Source organism: Enterococcus sp. VV15, from assembly GCF_005236045.1.
Classification (GTDB): Bacteria; Bacillota; Bacilli; order Lactobacillales; family Enterococcaceae; genus Enterococcus_B; species Enterococcus_B durans.
Genome location: NZ_QPTY01000017.1, coordinates 12,308 through 30,266, shown reverse-complemented (window position 1 = coordinate 30,266; position 17,959 = coordinate 12,308). Strand labels below are relative to the sequence as shown.

General features: G+C 35.1%; 13 protein-coding genes and 2 pseudogenes. 5 read left to right on the top strand and 10 right to left on the bottom strand.

Annotation, left to right across the window (positions count from 1 at the left end; translation table 11 throughout):
• The first annotated feature begins 174 nt into the window (after window positions 1–174).
• Complete coding sequence (locus DVW83_RS07735; protein WP_104661604.1) at window positions 175–744, top strand: hypothetical protein; 570 nt, start codon at window positions 175–177, stop codon at window positions 742–744.
• A 62-nt stretch (window positions 745–806) separates the two neighbouring features.
• On the opposite strand, the gene DVW83_RS07730 is transcribed toward DVW83_RS07735, so the two are convergent.
• From DVW83_RS07730 to DVW83_RS07705, 6 genes and pseudogenes are all read right to left on the bottom strand, one after another.
• Window positions 807–2,150: a hypothetical protein gene (locus tag DVW83_RS07730; RefSeq protein ID WP_104661605.1), complete on the bottom strand. Its 1,344-nt coding sequence runs from the start codon at window positions 2,148–2,150 to the stop codon at window positions 807–809.
• Window positions 2,151–2,625: 475 nt separating this feature from the next.
• Complete coding sequence (locus tag DVW83_RS07725) at window positions 2,626–3,972, bottom strand: hypothetical protein (RefSeq protein ID WP_104661606.1); 1,347 nt, start codon at window positions 3,970–3,972, stop codon at window positions 2,626–2,628.
• Between the two features lie 207 nt (window positions 3,973–4,179).
• Window positions 4,180–4,440, bottom strand: coding sequence for a hypothetical protein (locus DVW83_RS07720; protein WP_123862354.1), 261 nt, complete (start codon window positions 4,438–4,440; stop codon window positions 4,180–4,182).
• Between the two features lie 610 nt (window positions 4,441–5,050).
• The gene (locus DVW83_RS07715; RefSeq protein ID WP_104661608.1) at window positions 5,051–5,431 is read right to left on the bottom strand and encodes a PH domain-containing protein; all 381 of its coding nucleotides are present in this window, start codon (window positions 5,429–5,431) and stop codon (window positions 5,051–5,053) included.
• A gap of 425 nt (window positions 5,432–5,856) precedes the next feature.
• Window positions 5,857–6,853: pseudogene (locus tag DVW83_RS07710) on the bottom strand (IS30 family transposase).
• Between the two features lie 116 nt (window positions 6,854–6,969).
• A complete protein-coding gene (locus DVW83_RS07705) occupies window positions 6,970–7,917 on the bottom strand; it encodes a glycosyltransferase family 2 protein (RefSeq protein ID WP_104661610.1) in 948 nt (315 codons plus the stop codon).
• A 248-nt stretch (window positions 7,918–8,165) separates the two neighbouring features.
• Between DVW83_RS07705 and DVW83_RS07700 the strand changes: the two genes are divergently transcribed.
• From DVW83_RS07700 to DVW83_RS07685, 4 genes and pseudogenes are all read left to right on the top strand, one after another.
• Window positions 8,166–8,648, top strand: a complete 483-nt coding sequence (locus tag DVW83_RS07700; protein WP_104661611.1) for a methylated-DNA--[protein]-cysteine S-methyltransferase — start codon at window positions 8,166–8,168, stop codon at window positions 8,646–8,648.
• Window positions 8,649–9,353: 705 nt separating this feature from the next.
• The gene (locus tag DVW83_RS07695) at window positions 9,354–10,205 is read left to right on the top strand and encodes a hypothetical protein (protein WP_137239204.1); all 852 of its coding nucleotides are present in this window, start codon (window positions 9,354–9,356) and stop codon (window positions 10,203–10,205) included.
• A 545-nt stretch (window positions 10,206–10,750) separates the two neighbouring features.
• Window positions 10,751–11,817 (top strand): annotated as a pseudogene (locus DVW83_RS07690) (IS30 family transposase).
• 1,110 nt (window positions 11,818–12,927) lie between these two features.
• Complete coding sequence (locus tag DVW83_RS07685; protein WP_137239202.1) at window positions 12,928–13,860, top strand: LysM peptidoglycan-binding domain-containing protein; 933 nt, start codon at window positions 12,928–12,930, stop codon at window positions 13,858–13,860.
• 733 nt (window positions 13,861–14,593) lie between these two features.
• On the opposite strand, the gene DVW83_RS07680 is transcribed toward DVW83_RS07685, so the two are convergent.
• The 4 genes from DVW83_RS07680 to DVW83_RS07665 all read right to left on the bottom strand — a co-directional run bounded on the left by DVW83_RS07680 (window position 14,594) and on the right by DVW83_RS07665 (window position 17,798).
• On the bottom strand, window positions 14,594–14,959 hold the full coding sequence (locus DVW83_RS07680; protein ID WP_104662143.1) for a type II toxin-antitoxin system PemK/MazF family toxin: 366 nt from the start codon (window positions 14,957–14,959) through the stop codon (window positions 14,594–14,596).
• A complete protein-coding gene (mazE, locus tag DVW83_RS07675; protein WP_104662144.1) occupies window positions 14,949–15,179 on the bottom strand; it encodes a type II toxin-antitoxin system PemI/MazE family antitoxin in 231 nt (76 codons plus the stop codon). Before mazE ends, DVW83_RS07680 begins: the two co-directional genes overlap by 11 nt.
• A gap of 465 nt (window positions 15,180–15,644) precedes the next feature.
• Entirely contained in the window at window positions 15,645–16,685 is a 1,041-nt protein-coding gene (locus DVW83_RS07670) for a YeiH family protein (protein WP_104660672.1), read from the bottom strand.
• A 150-nt stretch (window positions 16,686–16,835) separates the two neighbouring features.
• A complete protein-coding gene (locus DVW83_RS07665) occupies window positions 16,836–17,798 on the bottom strand; it encodes a TDT family transporter (RefSeq protein WP_104660671.1) in 963 nt (320 codons plus the stop codon).
• Window positions 17,799–17,959: the final 161 nt, after the last annotated feature.

The following is a 17,959-nucleotide window of genomic DNA, read 5'->3' as shown; positions in this document are numbered from 1 at the left end:
TAGAAGAGCCAAGTGAAAAAGGAAACGAATATTCTGGTTGTTTTGCTTTTTTACTTGGCTATTTCTTACCAAAATATTCTATAGCCAGTAAAAAATGAAGAAATTTCCTTTTATTAGGTCTTTCTCTATATAATCAAGCTAAATTAGAAATACTAAAGATAGGAGTGTTTACATATGGGAAAATTTAGTAGATTCGTTGAAGCCTTGGATCCACGAAAAAAACAGGAAGAAGGAGAGCATCCGCAAAGAAAAGAAACAACGGTTAGTTATAGAAGAGAACATAAATCTAAAGGAATGTCCAGACAACAAAAAGAAGAGATGTGCAAAAGGTTATTAGCAGAAGCTAAAATAAGCCAAGAAAATAGAAGAAGCCATTCTCCAAAACCATTGAAAGAAAGAATTCAGACTGTAACTGTACAAGTTGAAGAAGTTGAGGTAACCTATGCAGAACTTGATTTGAATGCACTTGGCAAAGGACCAAAACCACAAAACAAAGTACCAGAAACGATTTATGCAGAGATTAAAGAGCCATCGGGAGCGAAAAATCAGGAACCGATTTATGAAAATCTAAAAGGGATGACCCATCCATCACCAGAGCCTCTTTATGAACGAGTATTTCCATGGAAATCATCTGGAGAAACACAAACAAAAATTTCATTGGAAGAGATTCAGCACACAAAAGTCAATCTAGGCGCTCGTCCAAAGCGACATAATCCACCATTAGAAATGGCGCACGAGCGGTAATAGGTACAAAATGAAATGGTGGTACCAGTTAGTTTTTAAGAAATTTTTTGAATAGGAGGAGTCTAGCGTTCTTTATCGAACGAGCGACTCCTTTTTTCCGTTTTCCTTTGGGATGCAGCAGCATTGTTTTTTCTAGTATTTGTTGTGAGAAATGGAGGATTTTCGTTTCTAGTTTGTGTACATAGCTTTTCTCTAAAGGCCTCGAGATGCTGCGGATCGAGGAGCTTTTCAGTTGCATGATAGTTCGTAGCATGTAATTTTGGCAGAGATAAATCAGTTTGTTGATAATAACGATTGGCTAGGCATGATTGGAGCTTCTTTTTAAAGAAGCTATGTTGTCGCTCTTCTTTTAGAAAACAATACGTATGAAAAAGATGTTCAATTAAAGGTTCAAAAACAACGGGATCAAAGCATAATGCTTGCAAACGAGTCAATAAGATCACACTCAATGTACCATAAATGTCTTTCGTTGAGCGAACAGATGGTAGTTTCGCTTGCGTTAGATAGGTGGCTTGGAGACCCGCTAATGAGGGAGAAATATTGAGTTTTGCAATAGTACTCCGCTCTTTTTCTCCTAAGACGATTTTCAACGTGCTGTCCAACTGCTTAGCGAAACAATTACCTAAAAATGCTTGCGAAGTACTGACAAGATCACCATAGTACTCGTCTGCGGCTAACGTACTTAATTTAGCAAAAAAATTTTCCTGTAGTCCTTGTTTCTTTTTAGCGAGGGCATAATCCAAATTTTTTTTTAAGAACAATGCTTCACTAAATTGGTTTTCTATCTTAGTGAGCCCAAGTGTTAATAATTTAGTTAATTTTGTCTTATTTTCTATAGGAACCGAGTAAAAATAATTAATAATTGTTTTTTTGTGTCGAAAATGAGTGTCTGGAGCCATTATTTCAGGTAATGGCTGTTTTCTTGTAGGAATAGGCAAATGGGAGGTATCGATTATTTCTAGATAGATAAAATCCTCCGCCCTGCGTAAGATACAGCCAACTTCGTGAACAAGCCAGTTATCAGAACAATCATAGAAGATGACAGTCAAAGGCAACACTAAAAAACTTTCTTTTTTATTCGGCTTTAATTCATGGATTTCTATTTCCAGTAAGTTTGGTTCGATAGAGGCGTACAAACTATTTTCCAAGGATCTTTTTAGCATGGAAACATCAGAAGCTTGGTACTTGGCTTCATTTAATGTGAGGTAATCTTGATAGAGAGAAAACAATTCAATATTTGGCTTGTAAAAATGGTACTCGCTTAAGGGGCTATTGTTTTCCATTAAATTGAGTAATTGCACGAATAATTGGATCAATGAAGTTCCGTATTGCTCAGAATTGAGGAATTCGGTTCGTTTTGTGATAGCCAATGATTTTAATTCGGTGTAATTGGTTGTTTTATTCATTTGATCAGATGAGGTTCAGGAATTGCTATTGAGTGAAATCAATCAGAAAGAATGAAGGATTTTCCTGAACCCATTTCCTCCTTTAGTTCCATCATGCGGAAAATTTTTATCTGAAAGTGTCAATTCATTAAAAAAATTTTCTTTTTAGAAAAATTAGTAATTTTCTCTTAACTAATTATTTACGCAGTATAATGCAAAAATCAATTTCTAAGAAAAAGAAGGAAACTTTATGGAATAAGAAAGTATTTATTAGTGAAACAGCCTGAGTTGTTAGAAAAAAGTAGGGTGTTTGTGAAAAGTAGTGATGCATGGGCTATTTATGAAACAATAGGAGAGTCTTATTTTAGATCGTATAAAAAAGTCCACTACCTTTTTGAAAAAAGCAGTGAACTCTTTGAATGATTCTGAACAAAATCAATAAAAAGAGGTAGAAAACAACAAAAGAAATGTACGATAGAGGATCATCTGAGATTGTTTACCGTTCTTTCGAACACTTTTTAAGACTATCTTTGAATTTTTTTTGTTGAGCTCGTTCTTCTTTTTTGATACTGTTTTTTATTGTAGCTAAATTTTTAGGTAAGTTCGTTTGTTCTTGCCGTAGTGTTGCTCGGATAGATAAGCATTTTTTTTTATCTAGTTGAAGCAAATCAGAGGGAATCGCCGTAGTATTAATTTTACAAAGTTCTAAATCTTGACTTTTATAAAATTGATTAGTTAATAAAAGTTGAAATTTCTTTTTAAATGATTGATTGTGACGACAGCTTTTTAAAAAAGTATACGTACAGAATATATCTGTTAGCATAGGTTGAACGGCTGCTGGGTCAAATTGTAGTGTTAGTAAGCGCTCCATTAAAATAGAGGTCAAAGTCAAGTAAATATCTTTGGTGGAACAGACATTTGGAAGCTTAGCTGTTTGCAGGTATTTTGCCTGGATGCCTTCCAATGATAAGGAGTACTTTATTTTTGAAATTTCACTAAATCTAGTTTCTCCTAAAGCTGTTTTTAACGCAATATCTAATTCTTTAACCAAACAATTACCAATAAATTCTTGTGAGGTACTGGTTAATTCCCCATAATGTTCATTCACAGAGAGAAGCCTGAGCTTAGAAAAAAATACTTCAATTAAGTTAGACTGCTCCTGACCGGTATGACTTAGAGCTTCTTTTTTAGCAAGCACTTCGTTTTTTTGAGTTGAAAAGTCAGTGATACCCATAGCAAGAATAAGGGCCAATTGTTGCACTTTTGTCGATGGAATGACATAAAAATAATTTATGACATCTCTTGTATTTCGGTTGTTTGGATTCGGATCCATCGTTTGTTGTTTCTGGTTTTTTCTAATGGTATGGAATACATGCGATTTATCAAAAATTTCTAGCAAAAGATATTGGTTTTTCTTTTGAATTCGGCAACTAATCTCATGCACATCCAATGCTTCATTGGAAGCTGTGGAGTAAGCGATGGTCAGAGGTAAAACCAAAAAACTTTCTGGTTTATTAGGAATTAAGTATTGCATTTCAAATCCTAACAATGCTGGGACAATAGAAGCATACAAGCTATTATCTAAAGAATCCTTTAAAGATTCAACAGACTTAGAAGTGAAATCTTGTTCCTGTAAGGTTAAATACTCTTTGTATAAAGAAATAAGTTCGATATTCGGTTTATAGGGCACGAAATGGGTGGTCGAAATCCGATTTTCCATTAAATTAAGTAATTGTAAAAGAAGGTGAATAGATAAAATGCCATATTTTTCCGAATTTAAAAGCTCAGTACGTTGAGATTTCGCCCATGCTTTTAAGTGAAAATAATACTCTTCTTGATTCATCTCAATATTCTTCCTTTCAAATCATTGTTACGAATCATGTTTTTTAATTTTATTTAATTACTCAAATGAGCGTTCACTAATAAAATGATAAAAAAAGAGAAACCAATAGAAATATACCCCAATTAGGAGAAACAATCGTTGTGAGCGAAGGATTCTCTCTAATTGGAGTATTGTTTATTGTTATCTGATTTAGTCAGGCTAAGATTTTTAGCCAATAGCAAAAATTAAGAAAATAAAGTAAAGAATTGGTAATAGATTCAATAAGCCACCAACAACACAGCTCATACGTAAATAATTATTTGACAATTTTAAGAAACCAAAAATTGCAATAACTGTACCAATAGCACCTAGAATAAATACTGGGATGACACTTGTTAATCCCAAGACGAGGCTCGCATCATCAACAAATAATAAGAGATTGACTAAAAGACCAAATACCACACTAATCATACCTGAATACTTCATCATCATTACTCACTCCTCATATTGTTTATGAAACTAGTATAAGTGATTTTCTGATCAAACAAGAGAAAGAATCATTTTTTTATTATTATAAAAATAAATGAAAAAAATTTAAAATAACAATGAATAAATGATAGAAGCTGATGATGTGTGACATAAAATTTATAAATAGTATTCTGAAAAGATGAAAATTTTTTATCAAAACAATTTATAAGAATATTTATAATAGATTCATCGTTCTATTAAAGTTTGGATTTATAAAGAGACAATTTATTGACCCGTAACGCATAGGTTATAGGTTCGATCCCTATAGCTGGCATAAAAAATGAAGGGATTGTGACAAAAGCAAAGAACACTTTTGTTTCACACGCCAAAAACGTATAAACGGCGGGAGCAGAAGCAACTCTTTCGGAAATATGCCGAAATTTCACAAAAATTTGAGAAGCAATTTTCGGAATTTTCTTCTTATTTCTCGAAGCTGAGCGCTTCTGTCACGACCTCTTTTTTATATGTTCTAAAAAACACCTGCTATGCGAGTGGTTTCGAGGAGCATAGCAACGGTTCAAAATGATGGTTTTGGTTCTAATATACCAAATGTATTGATACGTTCAGCCAATCATGAAAAAACGGCGGCGGCTAAAGCTTGTTGAATCGCTACGATATTTTTATCTTTCCGGAATTGTAAACTTTCAGCGGGCAATTCAGCGCTAGAGATCCAAATTTTCAGTTCCGCATCTAAATCAAAATGGCCACTGGTTTCTACAGAAAAACGTGAAATGGATCGATAGGGGATTGATTTGTATTCCACTTTTTTCCCAGTGACGCCTTGCTTATCAACGATAATCAATCGTTTGTCTGTAAAAACAATTAAGTCTCTTACTAATTTAAACGCTAAATCGACGTTTTCGTTAGGTAGTAAAACGCCCGCTAGTTCTTTCTCAACAGATTTGTTGTTGTGCTGTGTCGCATTTCCCATTAATCCATCAAATAATCCTATTTTCCATTCCTCATTTCTGATATAATTATGTTTTTTTAACTTTAAATGAAAGACCGTGTTAGTATATGGTCTTGTTATAGCGTGATAGTCTTCTTAGTGACGATTATCCATCGAAAAAGGTTCATATAGGTTGTTTAACTTCTAGACAAAGTATCTAGGTGAAGCTTCCAGTCGGTTGCTAGATCTTTTGGTGTCTTTTTTTTAAAATGCCTACTTCAATTATAATGGCTACGGCTCCATGCAGTCTAGTTGAAAATCAAATAATTTCATGTGAAAAAAGAACAATTTTCGTAAATTCCTCTTATCCCTCTGAGTGCTGATTTTTTGCTATTTAGATAGGGCGTTTGAAATCGAATGAGTGGATGCTTTTGTAGAGTCGTTATGAATGACACATACTAGTCACTGTTTTTTTAAGACTTGAATTGTCAAATCAAGTGCAACACTTTATTAAAGAAGACTACATAAGGTGTTTTCCAACCTAGACACTTCCTAGATCTGCTATTTAGTTTTTCAACCATCCGATAAATCGTTGCGTCATCTACCATGTCCATCTCTTTCGATTTTGGTAGGTATTCTCGAATGAGTCCATTCGTATTTTCATTTGTTCCTCGTTGCCAAGGGGTATGAGGATCTGGAAAATAAAAAGGCACATTATTCAATGCTTCTGTAACTGCGAAATGATTGGAGAATTCTTTTCCTCTATCTAGAGTGATTGTTTTGACCGCTTCGTTTGGAATACTGCTTAAAAGTTCAATCATTTTCTCGATCACGTAAACAGCTTTCTTTCTTGGTTCCTTTCCTGCTAAAAGAAAGCGTGATTTTCGATCTGTCAACGTCACTAAACAAGCACCATCAGTTTTACCAGCTACAGTATCAGCTTCCCAATGGCTAAACCCACTTCTATCATCTGCGGATTTTGGGCGGTCATGGATCGAATGAGTAATGCGTATCTTTCCACGAGTCTCAACATGATTTTTAGTATGCCTTGTTTTTCCATGATGGCGTAATGAACGGATCAGTCCTCTATTGCCATGGGAGAGCGGTTCTGTATCAAAAATACCATTGTAAATGGCACGGTAGATTGTGATAAAACTGATGGAGAAGTCCGCATGTTCGAACTTCAAGCGGTTAGAAACTTTTTTCTGGTGACCACTGAAAATCGACAAACAAATGACGAACAATTGACCAAATTCGCAGATCATTTAGAATGTTATGACGTCCGCAGCTTTTTCTACGAGAAGCATACTTTTTTTCTGCTTTGGAAGGCGAGTAAGTTTTCTCCTTGTTTCTTCTCAGTTCACGTGAAATGGTAGACGGGCTACGATGAATGTCATTCCCAATTTTTCTAATAGAAACACCTTCTTCGTGAAGTAGAAAGATTCTTTCTCGTTCGAGTATGGTAAGATGATGATACTGGCTCATAATTCTCTTCCTCCTAGTAGTGTTCTCGAAAAACCTATTCTAGTTGGATATTGATTATGAGTCATTTTTTATGTGTTGCACTTAAAGTGTAAATTCAAGGAATAAAAAATGCTTCCTCACTCTTTTATAGATTGATTCTTCGGTTTCGTCTTTTCTGTTTCCCGTATGATATAGACGGGACGTTGTTTGGTTTCCAAGAAAATCTTCCCAATGTATTTCCCAATGATCCCTAAACATAATAGTTGGATCCCACCGATGAATAGAAAAATGGAAACCATTGAAGGCCAACCGGATGTTGGATCACCAAAGAGTAGTGCTCGCAAAATAATAAACAATATGGCAATCCCTGAGCCGACACACGAAAGTGCACCAACGAAGGAAGCGATTGTTAGTGGCGCATCTGAAAAATTGACGATGCCATCGATTGAATAGTTGAATAATTTCCAAAATGACCATGACGTTTCTCCTGCGACGCGTTCGCGATTTTCAAAAGAAATATATTCCGTTTTAAAACCGACCCAACTGAACAAACCTTTTGAGAAACGATTGTACTCAGTGAGTTCTAAGACAGCATCAACCATTTTGCGAGTCATCAAACGGAAATCTCTTGCACCATCAACCATTTCTGTGTCACTGATCTTGTTGATTAGTTGATAAAAGGCTCGCGCGAAGAAACTACGAAGTATAGGTTCCCCTTCTCTAGTCGAACGGCGAGTACCCACACAATCGATGTCAGTCGTGGTAATTTTTTCAATCATCACTGGCAATAACTCTGGTGGATCTTGTAAATCGACATCCATCACAGTGATCAATTCACCAGTTGAGGCTTGTAAGCCTGCATAAAGAGCAGCCTCTTTGCCAAAATTGCGAGAAAAAGAAACAAATCGAACGCAATCATAGTCTTGGGCTAATTGTTTGATCGCTTGTAGCGTGCCGTCTTTAGAACCATCATCAATGAATAGGTATTCAAATTCATGATCTCCCTTAAATTTTTCGACTTCAGCGAAAAAAAGAGGCACGGTCTTTTCTTCATTGAAACAAGGGACGACAATTGATACTTTCATAGTTTTAATCCTTTCATGTAGAAAATGCTTTTATCTGTTGCACGAACGTTTCGCTTGAAGGTATTCTAAAATAACTTTATCAAGCAAAGCGTTATTTAACGAAACATCGTTTTTAGTTTACCATCTATAGTAAATTTAATAAACTTTTAAATTGCAAATTTTGTAAAAATCATGGAAGATAAGTGAAATGAAATCGAATTCGCAAAAGGAGGGAAAGCCTGGATCGATTAGGATCATTAGGCGATAACATGGAAATAAAAACTACGATCGGCTCATTGTGGTTGGACGCAGATCCGTTTGGTTTGACGACTGTTTCATTCCAACCCATCGAAGAAAATGAAGAAGCCAACCAAGAACTATTACTTGAAGGAAAAAAACAACTCCAAGAATATTTTCTTGGAAAGAGAGACACCTTTGATGTACCGTTGTCAGTGAATAAAGGGACTGTTTTTCAACGAAAAGTGTGGCAAGCGTTGCGTTCGATTCCTTATGGGAAGATACGCACTTATAAACAGATCGCTTTGGCTGTTGAAAGTCCGAAAGCTGTGAGAGCGATCGGACAAGCCAATCGAATGAATCCTCTGCCAATCATCGTTCCTTGTCATCGAGTGATCGGCCAAAATGGTCAATTGACAGGCTACATGGGGAACTCCGAAGAAGGAATCGCAATCAAACGACAGTTGTTAGTATTAGAAGGTTATTTTGCAGAAAAGGAAAAAGATGGCATTTAGATATAATTGATTTGAACATGTGATGGGGAAATATTTGAAATCATTGCTTCACGTTTTCACAGTATCACTTGCTTGTCTACCGGCAGACTTTAACGTAATACTCATTTTAAATAAGCGCTCTATCAAGGGAATAACTACACTTGTATGGTTGTACTGATGAGCATATTTCTCTTGAGATGTCCAAACTTATTGGAATCGTTGGGATGTTCTTTTTTGTTGATGAATCGGCGAAATACTTGTTTCTCACGTTTTTTTAGGAATTCTTTTATGTACCTACTATCTTTAAAAATCCTATAAACGTTGAGATTGAACAAGTAGACTAAGAGGATTGTATTAATTTTTTTGCAATATTTGTCTTGGAAAGAAAACGTTGAATGAAATGGTTTAACATCCGTTTATAGAAATATAATTTAAGTTAGAAATATACATTTAAAAAAATATTTTAGTGTGGTGGATAAATGATGCATGATCAAGTAAAAATAGATTCATTATTAAGATTAGCCAAGTCTAAAAGACATAGACTAATTAATTCAAAAGAATATGGAAGTATACTATTGTAATTACTATTACAATTGTTAAATTTAGATTCTTCGTATTTTACTTTTCCAAAGTTAACACCTTATAAACAAAATATCGAATTGTTATCGTTCATATCAAGAATATGTAAAACATCATTCGGAAATGTTTAGTCATAGAAATGCTGATTTGATAGGGTCTTCACTAGAAAATAGCATATATAGTTCAATTGAACCACAACTTTTAGGTAATTATATTGATCATCTAGTTATTAATGAGCCAGATAGTTTTTTAATTTTGCCTTTGACAATTGTATTACTGGAAGAAGAAAAGGATTGGTACGCACATGAAGTGGGTGCAATTATTAAAAAAATGGAAGATGAAATCGTAGTTTGTACAATTGATAAAGCGAATATCAGCATAAAAAATAGAATAAAACTAATTCACCCTACACTCGATATGGAAATACAACCTAATAAAAAGAAGGGAATTGTAGAATATAAGTATAACATAAAAGCAACCCCAGAGAATATTGAAAAATTATCTGATATTTTGGAATTAGGTTTGTTAACGGATCTAGATAATATCGATAGAAAAATAGATTTATTAATGGAATATAATATACAAGAGCTATTATTTTCTGAGTTACGTGAGTTATCAACTTCAGAAGGATGGGGAACTAGAGAGGGAAATTATCAACAATATCTTGATAATTGTTTTGTAAAAGAGCTCGATGGCACTATTAAATTCGTATTATTTAGTGAATCTAAATCCGATATTTCAAAGAGTGAACCAAAGCAACATCTACAAGAAAAAATTCAACATCTATCAAAAAATACAAAACTATGTTCTACGAAAGAAATTTATAAAGATTTAATTGAGATTATTGACAAACAATTGGAATTGTTGCAATTTGATCCACTAGTTTACAAGAAACTGATATCTGAAATCTTTCAAAACTATTTGTATTTGAAGGAAGCTAGACAAAGTTGCCTTTTTCAAAAAAAAAATACAAACAAAAGAAGCGAGTGCAATCTATAGTCAGAGAGAGCTTCATGTTCCTAAACTTCAATCCACGAATATCAAACCTATCGATTTCAAAGTCAATATAACTTCATTAGCTAGTGAAAAAGACCAACAGTCGAAACAACATGCATAGTATCTAAACACTTTTATTAGTCTCAACCATCTTGACAAATATAAAAATTGTTCGATAAAATACAATTATTATCGCATATTTTTTACTATATACAAAACATCCACTCTTAGTCAATGCAACAACCCGTATACTTAGTTCAGTTGGCCAAAATATCCTGATCATAACCGAATGATTGTAGGCTTGAGGATTATAGAATACATAGTACTAACTAATAAAGAAGTATTAGCTAATGAACGAGACAATTAAATCCTTTAGACGAAGCTCTAATTGAAAAATATGAATTAAAAAAAGCATGATGAAAATAAAGTCATATATAAAAGACTCATTGTAAGATGAACTTAGCCACATTTTGAATAAAAAAATACGCCATAGCGAAAAATCATGTATTATTGAGGTTCCAACACCAATCAATAAGGAGATTTTCGCTATGACGCAATTTGAGAATACCACAGAATCACATAAAGGAAAACACCTATCTTATGATGAACGAGTCCTAATCGCTTATTTGAAGAATGTAAAAACATTGTCAAACCGAGCTATCGCAAAAGAATTAGGTCGTGCTCCGCAAACGATTCACACTGAAATTAAAGATGGCACCGTCACAACGATTAAACAAAGACAAAAACAAGGCGATAAGCAGTACGAGTATTATCAAACTGACTATTCAGCTCAAGCTGGTCAAACAGCCTATGATACAGCCCGAATTAATTCTGGTCGACCACATAAATGGATTGAATCAACGGCTTTTCTCGATTTTATTGATGACCAAATTTTGAATTATCATCAATCTCCTGATAGTATTATCGGTTCTGCCAAAACTCAAAATCTATTTCCTGACAATCTGATTCCATGTACTAAAACATTGTATAACTGGATTGATCAAGGATTTTTAGAAACTCAAAATCTTGATTTACCACTGAAATTAAACCGTCAAACCAAGACCGCTAAAAACAAGAAAAATAAGACCGTTTTAGGTAATTCCATTGAAAATCGCCCAGATATTGTGAAGGCAAGAGAAGAATTTGGTCACTGGGAAATCGACACTGTTGTTGGGTTAAAAACCGGTCAAGACAATGTTTTATTGACTTTAACTGAACGCAAAACTCGCTTTGAAATCATCCAAAAAATTGATGGCAAAAACGCAGCTGCAGTTACTGCTGGGATTGCTCAATTACGCAAGCAATGTGACTTCTTTTTCTCTGATATTTTTAAAACCATCACTTCTGATAATGGTGTCGAATTTGCGAATCTTTCATCCTGTTTAAATGGGGTTACCGAGGTGTTTTTCACTCACCCATATTCTTCTTGGGAACGTGGGACGAATGAACGTCATAATGGCATGATTCACCGTTTCATTCCCAAAGGCACTGAAATGCGGACTGTTTCTCGGCTACACATCAAACGTGTGGGAACCAGCTACCTAGAAAAATATTAGGCTACCAAACGCCAAGACAGGCTTTTCAAGCGGAAGCTGCGAAGCTGTTAGCTGCTTGACCTTGAGCCTCCTGTGGTGTGTAACTAGTCTGGGAAGCTTGTCGATGCCAGCCTGTCCTAGTCAGACTAACACGCCACACTCAACATCAAGCAGCACGATGGTTACTCAATAACATGATTTATTCGTTAGGGTGGCTAAGTTGTTCTTGCAATTTATCGTCATATATAAAATCAAATCTATTTTAAAAAGCAAATGAGTAAACTTTAAGTATAATAGGTATTCGATTAAGTATTACAATGAGGTCATAAAAAATTTTTTTCTGAAAAAATTAAAATCATTATTAAAAAAAAAAAAAAACTGTATTTATAATTTAACTGTAGTTTTAAATGAAAGGAGGAAAAAAATGAGTTTTGGTATTCCATGGGAGATTTGGGAAGCTGCTGCAGAAGCTGGTAAACAGAACAATCCAACATTACCACCTTTACCAATGGTTCCATCAGGTTCGTAAAATAAAAAGGAAGCGTATTTAGCATCCAGACTGTAGACAAACTCCTAAATTTGGAGCGTTGTTTACAGTCTTTTTTGCTTGTATAACCTATTTTTATTTCCTTAATTAACAATTTTAGTCAGTTTTATTCGGAAAGGTTACAAAAAGCAAGTTTTTAAGTGTGGATAAAGTCACTGTAGCGATGAAAAAATTTTATAACGTATTAATTTTTAGTTACTAGAATGAAAAAAAGGACAATTTGAGGAATATTAGCTCGAGGTGATCTTACGTTTGGATAGATCGATGGTACCAATGATTCATAATAGTATTGGAAGATGAGTCGTAATTTTGAAGAAGTCAGGCAATAGATACAAAAAGGACTCTTTATCACCAATTAGAAATGTGGATTATATTGAAGAATACTTTTCTATCTTTTTAATGCAAAAAAGATACATATATGAATAAGAAAAAAACAAGTAACGGATGTATTTGTTAAGATAGATTTATTAGGGTAACGTCTGCCGAGAGGGATAGGAACACTGTAATAAGCAATGGGATTTTTTTAGTTGAAAGGAGAGTGTAAAAATATCTAATAAATACGTATTAAAATTTAGAAAAAATTAATGATAAATAGAAGGAGAAAATCATCAAATAAATAATTTGAAAAGACGGGGGAATAAAAATGAAATTTCTACGAGTGATGGCTGTAGGAGCGACTGTTGGAGGAATAGCGTTAGCAATGACCACACAGCAAGTAGGAGCACAAGAGTGGACACCTCGTACAGTTGAACAAATCAAAAAAGATATAAACAAAAATGGCCATGAATATATAATTGTTTGGGGAGATACCTTAAGTGGCATTAGTGAAGCAACAAATATTTCCGTCCAAAAATTATCAGATATAAATAAAATTTCAGATATAGATTGGATTTGCGAAGGAAACAAATTAATTCTTAAAGAAAATGTAGCAAGTATTCAAAACAGCAGGGGGGAAATAATTGCACAATCAGAAATTCAAAATCAAGATAAAGTAAATCCTTCTCAACCAGTCGGACAACCAGTGATTTCACAGGAAACAGCAAGCACTAATAAGGCTAACAATACAGTAGCAGATAATACACAAGCTAGTGATCAAACAACAGTAACTCAAGGAAACATAACATCAAATATACCAGAAAATAAGGGGGATTCAACTCAAATACCAACACAATCAGATAATAATAGTAGCCAAGAAAACACTGGTGGAGGACAAACTACGCCATCAAATCCTGGTAGCAACGAAGAAAGTCAAGGCGGTTCAGCAAATGGAAATACTGGTGGAGGACAAACTACACCATCAAATCCTGGTAACAACGAAGGAAATCAAGGCGGTTCAATGGATGAAAACAATGGCTCAACGAATCCAAGTACGCCACAAGCACCAACGATTATAGATGGTTATATTGGAAATAGTGGTAGGTTATTTGATACTGCTTTTGAGGCTAATGTATGGGCTGATGGACAGTTAGCAGAGGATTCGATATTGGGAGCAGCTGGAAATGGCTGGCAAGGGTTTGAGCTAATTGCTGTTTTTTATAGTGATGGTTCAAAAAAATTCTCCATTAATTTTTATTAAAAATTAATGGAGAATCTTGAGGTGCTTTGTCAATCGAACTGGTGCGTTTTGTAAAATCAAGAGGCTGTAACAGAAGTATTTTGCTTCTAAAAATTTCGGTTTATTTCAAGGAGTTGGCTTTTGAATACTGTTTATCAGAGGTTATGAAATGAGCGTTTTTCTCTGAGTGATAAGGATGAGAATCTTGAAATAGCTCCTCAGATTTTGAGATTTTTTGAGTTATTACCTAAGGAAAGCTCTTGAAATGCCGTTTATTTGGAAAAAAGAGATTGCAACAAGACCTTTATCACAATCCCTTTTGTTAGTTCACTTTAATTAATATTTTTTAGTATCTAAAATGAAAATGGGACTGGATAATCAATTCTGATTCATCAGTCCCATAATTTATAGAGAACTATTCTGCAATGAGCATTTTTCACGGTCTCTGATACATAGTGTTCTAGAAGCAACTCCTTCGGAAAATTTGTCGAAATGCCACAAAAATTTGAGGAATAATTTTCGTGAATTCCTTCTTATTTCTCGGAGCTGATCGCTTCTGTCACAACCTCTGATGCACGGTATTCCAGAAGCAACTCCTCAGTCGTAAGCTAAAACTTTCCAAAATATGAGGAGCTATTCTAGAAAATTTTAGCTTACTTGCTCGGAGCTGACCGCTTCTGTCATAACCTTACCCACGGTGTTCAAAGAGCTGTCTTTCGCTAATGCTCAAGCCAAAGCGCTCTTTTCACAACCTCTAAATAGGAAAGGAAAAATTTTTTAGAAATCGCTGTGCAATATCAAAAAATACTTCTTCGTCAAGGGTATCAATATACTTGACGTTTCGGTTGGCTTGTTTAGTATAGTCGAGTGAGAATACTTGAAGCGTATTTACTTTGCTGATTTTTTCGACGTTGGTTTTGAGGTTATCACTCTGAACGGGGACAAGAAATGGGCGCTCTTTGTCACTTGTTGTGATTGGACAAACAATGATTAAATTCGTTGCAGAATTATAAGTATCTTTACTCAAAATTAACGCAGGACGCCGTTTTCTAACTTCGTAGCCTTTTGAAGGCTCAAAATCAAGAATGACAATGTCTCGCTGTCGTGGTTTATAGTTCATTCAGTTCGCTCCCCTGAGGCGTATAGTCGATGGCTAATTCAGGAAGAGAGAATTCACCTTCTTTGGCGGATTCAAAAAAATCTTCAACTTTGGGAATGAGAGCAACCGTTCCATTTTCCTTTTTGATGATTAAAAATTCTTCACCTTCTTTGATTCCTAACTTTGCAGGAATCGTGATGACAAGCGAATTTCCTTGTTTTCTGGTTTTTGTTGAAGTCATAAAGCAGTCCTCCTTTTATAGAAAGTATACCATGTAATTACATGGTAATACAATGTGGTTGCTTCGTGTTTTTACTCTCAAAGTAGGTGTTGATTCCTATTAAAAATAGGCTTCAATGTCATTTGATGGTTGAATATCATTTAAATAGTTGATTAACTGTAATCGCTTTGCATAAATTAAAAGGGGATTGTGACAAAAGGTCTTGTCGCAACCCCTTTTCTCGAATAAACGGTGTTCATAGAGCTACCCTTCGGCAATAACTCAAAAAATCTCAAAATATGAGGAGCTATTTCAAGATTTTTATCCTTATCGCTCAGGGCAAAGCGCTCTTTTCACAACCTTATCCACGGTGTTTCAGTAGTAGATTCTTCGGAAAATATGCCGAAATTCCACAAAAATTTGAGGAACAATTTTCGTGAATTCCTTCTTATTTCTCGGAGCCGATCGCTTCTGTTACAACCTTTTTTACAACTGTGTCAACCAAATAAAGAACAATGCCATAATGGTTTGTAACAGTCCGACAGATAGGCCGTAAGATAAGAAACGAGGGCCTTCTTTCATGAATTTAGCAAAATCCAAACGTAAACCGATGGCAGCTAAGGCAGTGATCTCAAACCAGTTACTAATAAAATGGGCAGTATGATCAATAAACGCTGGTAGAGTAAACAAGCTATTGATCAAACAAAAAATGACAAATCCTAAAACATACCAAGGTAAGGGCAACTTTCTTTTCGTTTGTTTTGTATGAGGTGCGTGAGTAGTAGCAACTATTTTTTTCTGCATGAATTTTTCAAATAGATAAACGACAACGACTAACATCATGATTCGTAATATTTTGAAGAGCATTGCAAATTGGACGACTGAAGAATCAAGCAAGCTGGCTCCTGCTACGACTTGACCAACGGATTGCAGTGTTCCGCCTAACAATGCGCTTTTTTCGATCAGGTTGTCGCCGAAGAGATGCAAACCTAAAAAGGGTAAGGTCAACATCATAACGGTTCCTAGTAAGTTGACAAGGGTGATGATTTGGCCTTTTTCTTCTTCTTCTGCGTGGATAACTGGTGCAATAGAAGCAATCGCTGAAGAGCCACAAACAGCATTTCCACCCGCCATCATCAGAGAAGAAGTGTCACTAAAGCGTAGTTTTTTTCCGATCCAATAAGCGCCTACGATCGTGACGCTCATCTGCAACAAAACGAACAGGATCCCTTTGATGCCAATCTGGGCAATCGTTTGGGCTGTGACGGTGGCACCTAGCAAAAAGACAGAGCATTCCAATAACTTACTTTCAGCAAATTTCGTGCCAGCAGCAAGAGATGTTTGTTTAAAAAAAGTATTTCCTAATAGGATACCCAGCAAGATAGCAACGGTAGCAGCGCCTAGTTGAGGGACTAGCACTGCCAACAATTTGCTGGCGATAGCCACCAAGAGTGCGAGTAATAACCCAGGTAAGATTTTTTGTATGTCTAATTCTTTGAAGCGATTAATGGGTGAGTGTACATTCATTTCATAAATTCCTTTCGTGATTGTTACGCAAAAAAAGAGAAGCGTAAATGATGTCTTGATAATAGTAGCATTGTTCTGTTTTTTTGACAAAACGCAAAAAGTCTTCTGCCTTTTCCATTTTTTGAAAAAGACAGAAGTTGTGTAGATCTATTAAATATTTTTAGAGAATAAGTGGTGATTTTTCCCATGTTCCTTTAGTAGGAAGAGTAGGTAATGTCCTAGAACATAAAGAACCATCACCGTAGCAATCCCACATTCGATGACTTTCAAAATGTTTAAAACACCTGTGTTCATTCCCTGTGAATCAAAGTAATGAACAGCTGTGAATAGAGCAGTTGCCGAGATCACTAATGGGAAAGTAAACGCCGCGTAACTTGGGTAAAAATGTAATTTCAATAGGTGCGGTAACATTGAAAGAACGATAAAATACAAAATTTGAGACAGGATAAACAGTCCAAGAACTAAGTAGAGGTTTGGCTGTTCAAAGTTTTTCAAGTATCCTGTTAAACAAAGAGATCCAGGTGCCGCAACGATCGTGATCAGTGGCAAGGTTGGCTGTGCCATATTTTTAACAAAAAAGACACGTTTGATAATGATTGGTAGTAAAAATACGTAGCAGGCAAGGGAAACCCAAAAGAAGATCTTACCGATAAGTGGGAAGAAACTTCCAGCTGTTACAGTAATTACACCGAAGCCCACATAAATGATGAACCAACTAGGATAAACGGCTTCAATCGAGAGATCCGCTTTTACAACATGATGGTACGTAAAATAAAGAACCAACACGATTTGGAAGACCACTGCACTTAGCCAAATCGCCTTCACGAGAGGAGCGATACTCGTAAATGAAACGAAGTAAGTACAGATGACCATTAATGCCATAGTAAATGTTGGTGAAACAGAACCAATAATTGGGTCATGTAACATTTGTCTTGTATGTTCAAATAGAATGAATAATTTAATAAACATCAAAACCATCAAGATTATGCTTATACAACCGATAAGATTACCTAATGAAACCAAATGATATTCTTTGAATAGATTTCCTAAAGAAGCCAAACCAAGAATCAGTCCGCAAATTGGAATTGGAATAATCTTCAAAAAATTCTTCATTTACATTCTCCTTCTATAAATTTTTTTGCCAGAAACTGTATCAAGAAAACTCAAGGTGTAGCGATAAGTAATTGGAAAGGGTTGATAATAATTCGAACAAATTTTTTTAAACTGTTCAGTGGGAAATAAACAAATATGTTAAGAGTTTTTTACTTATCGCT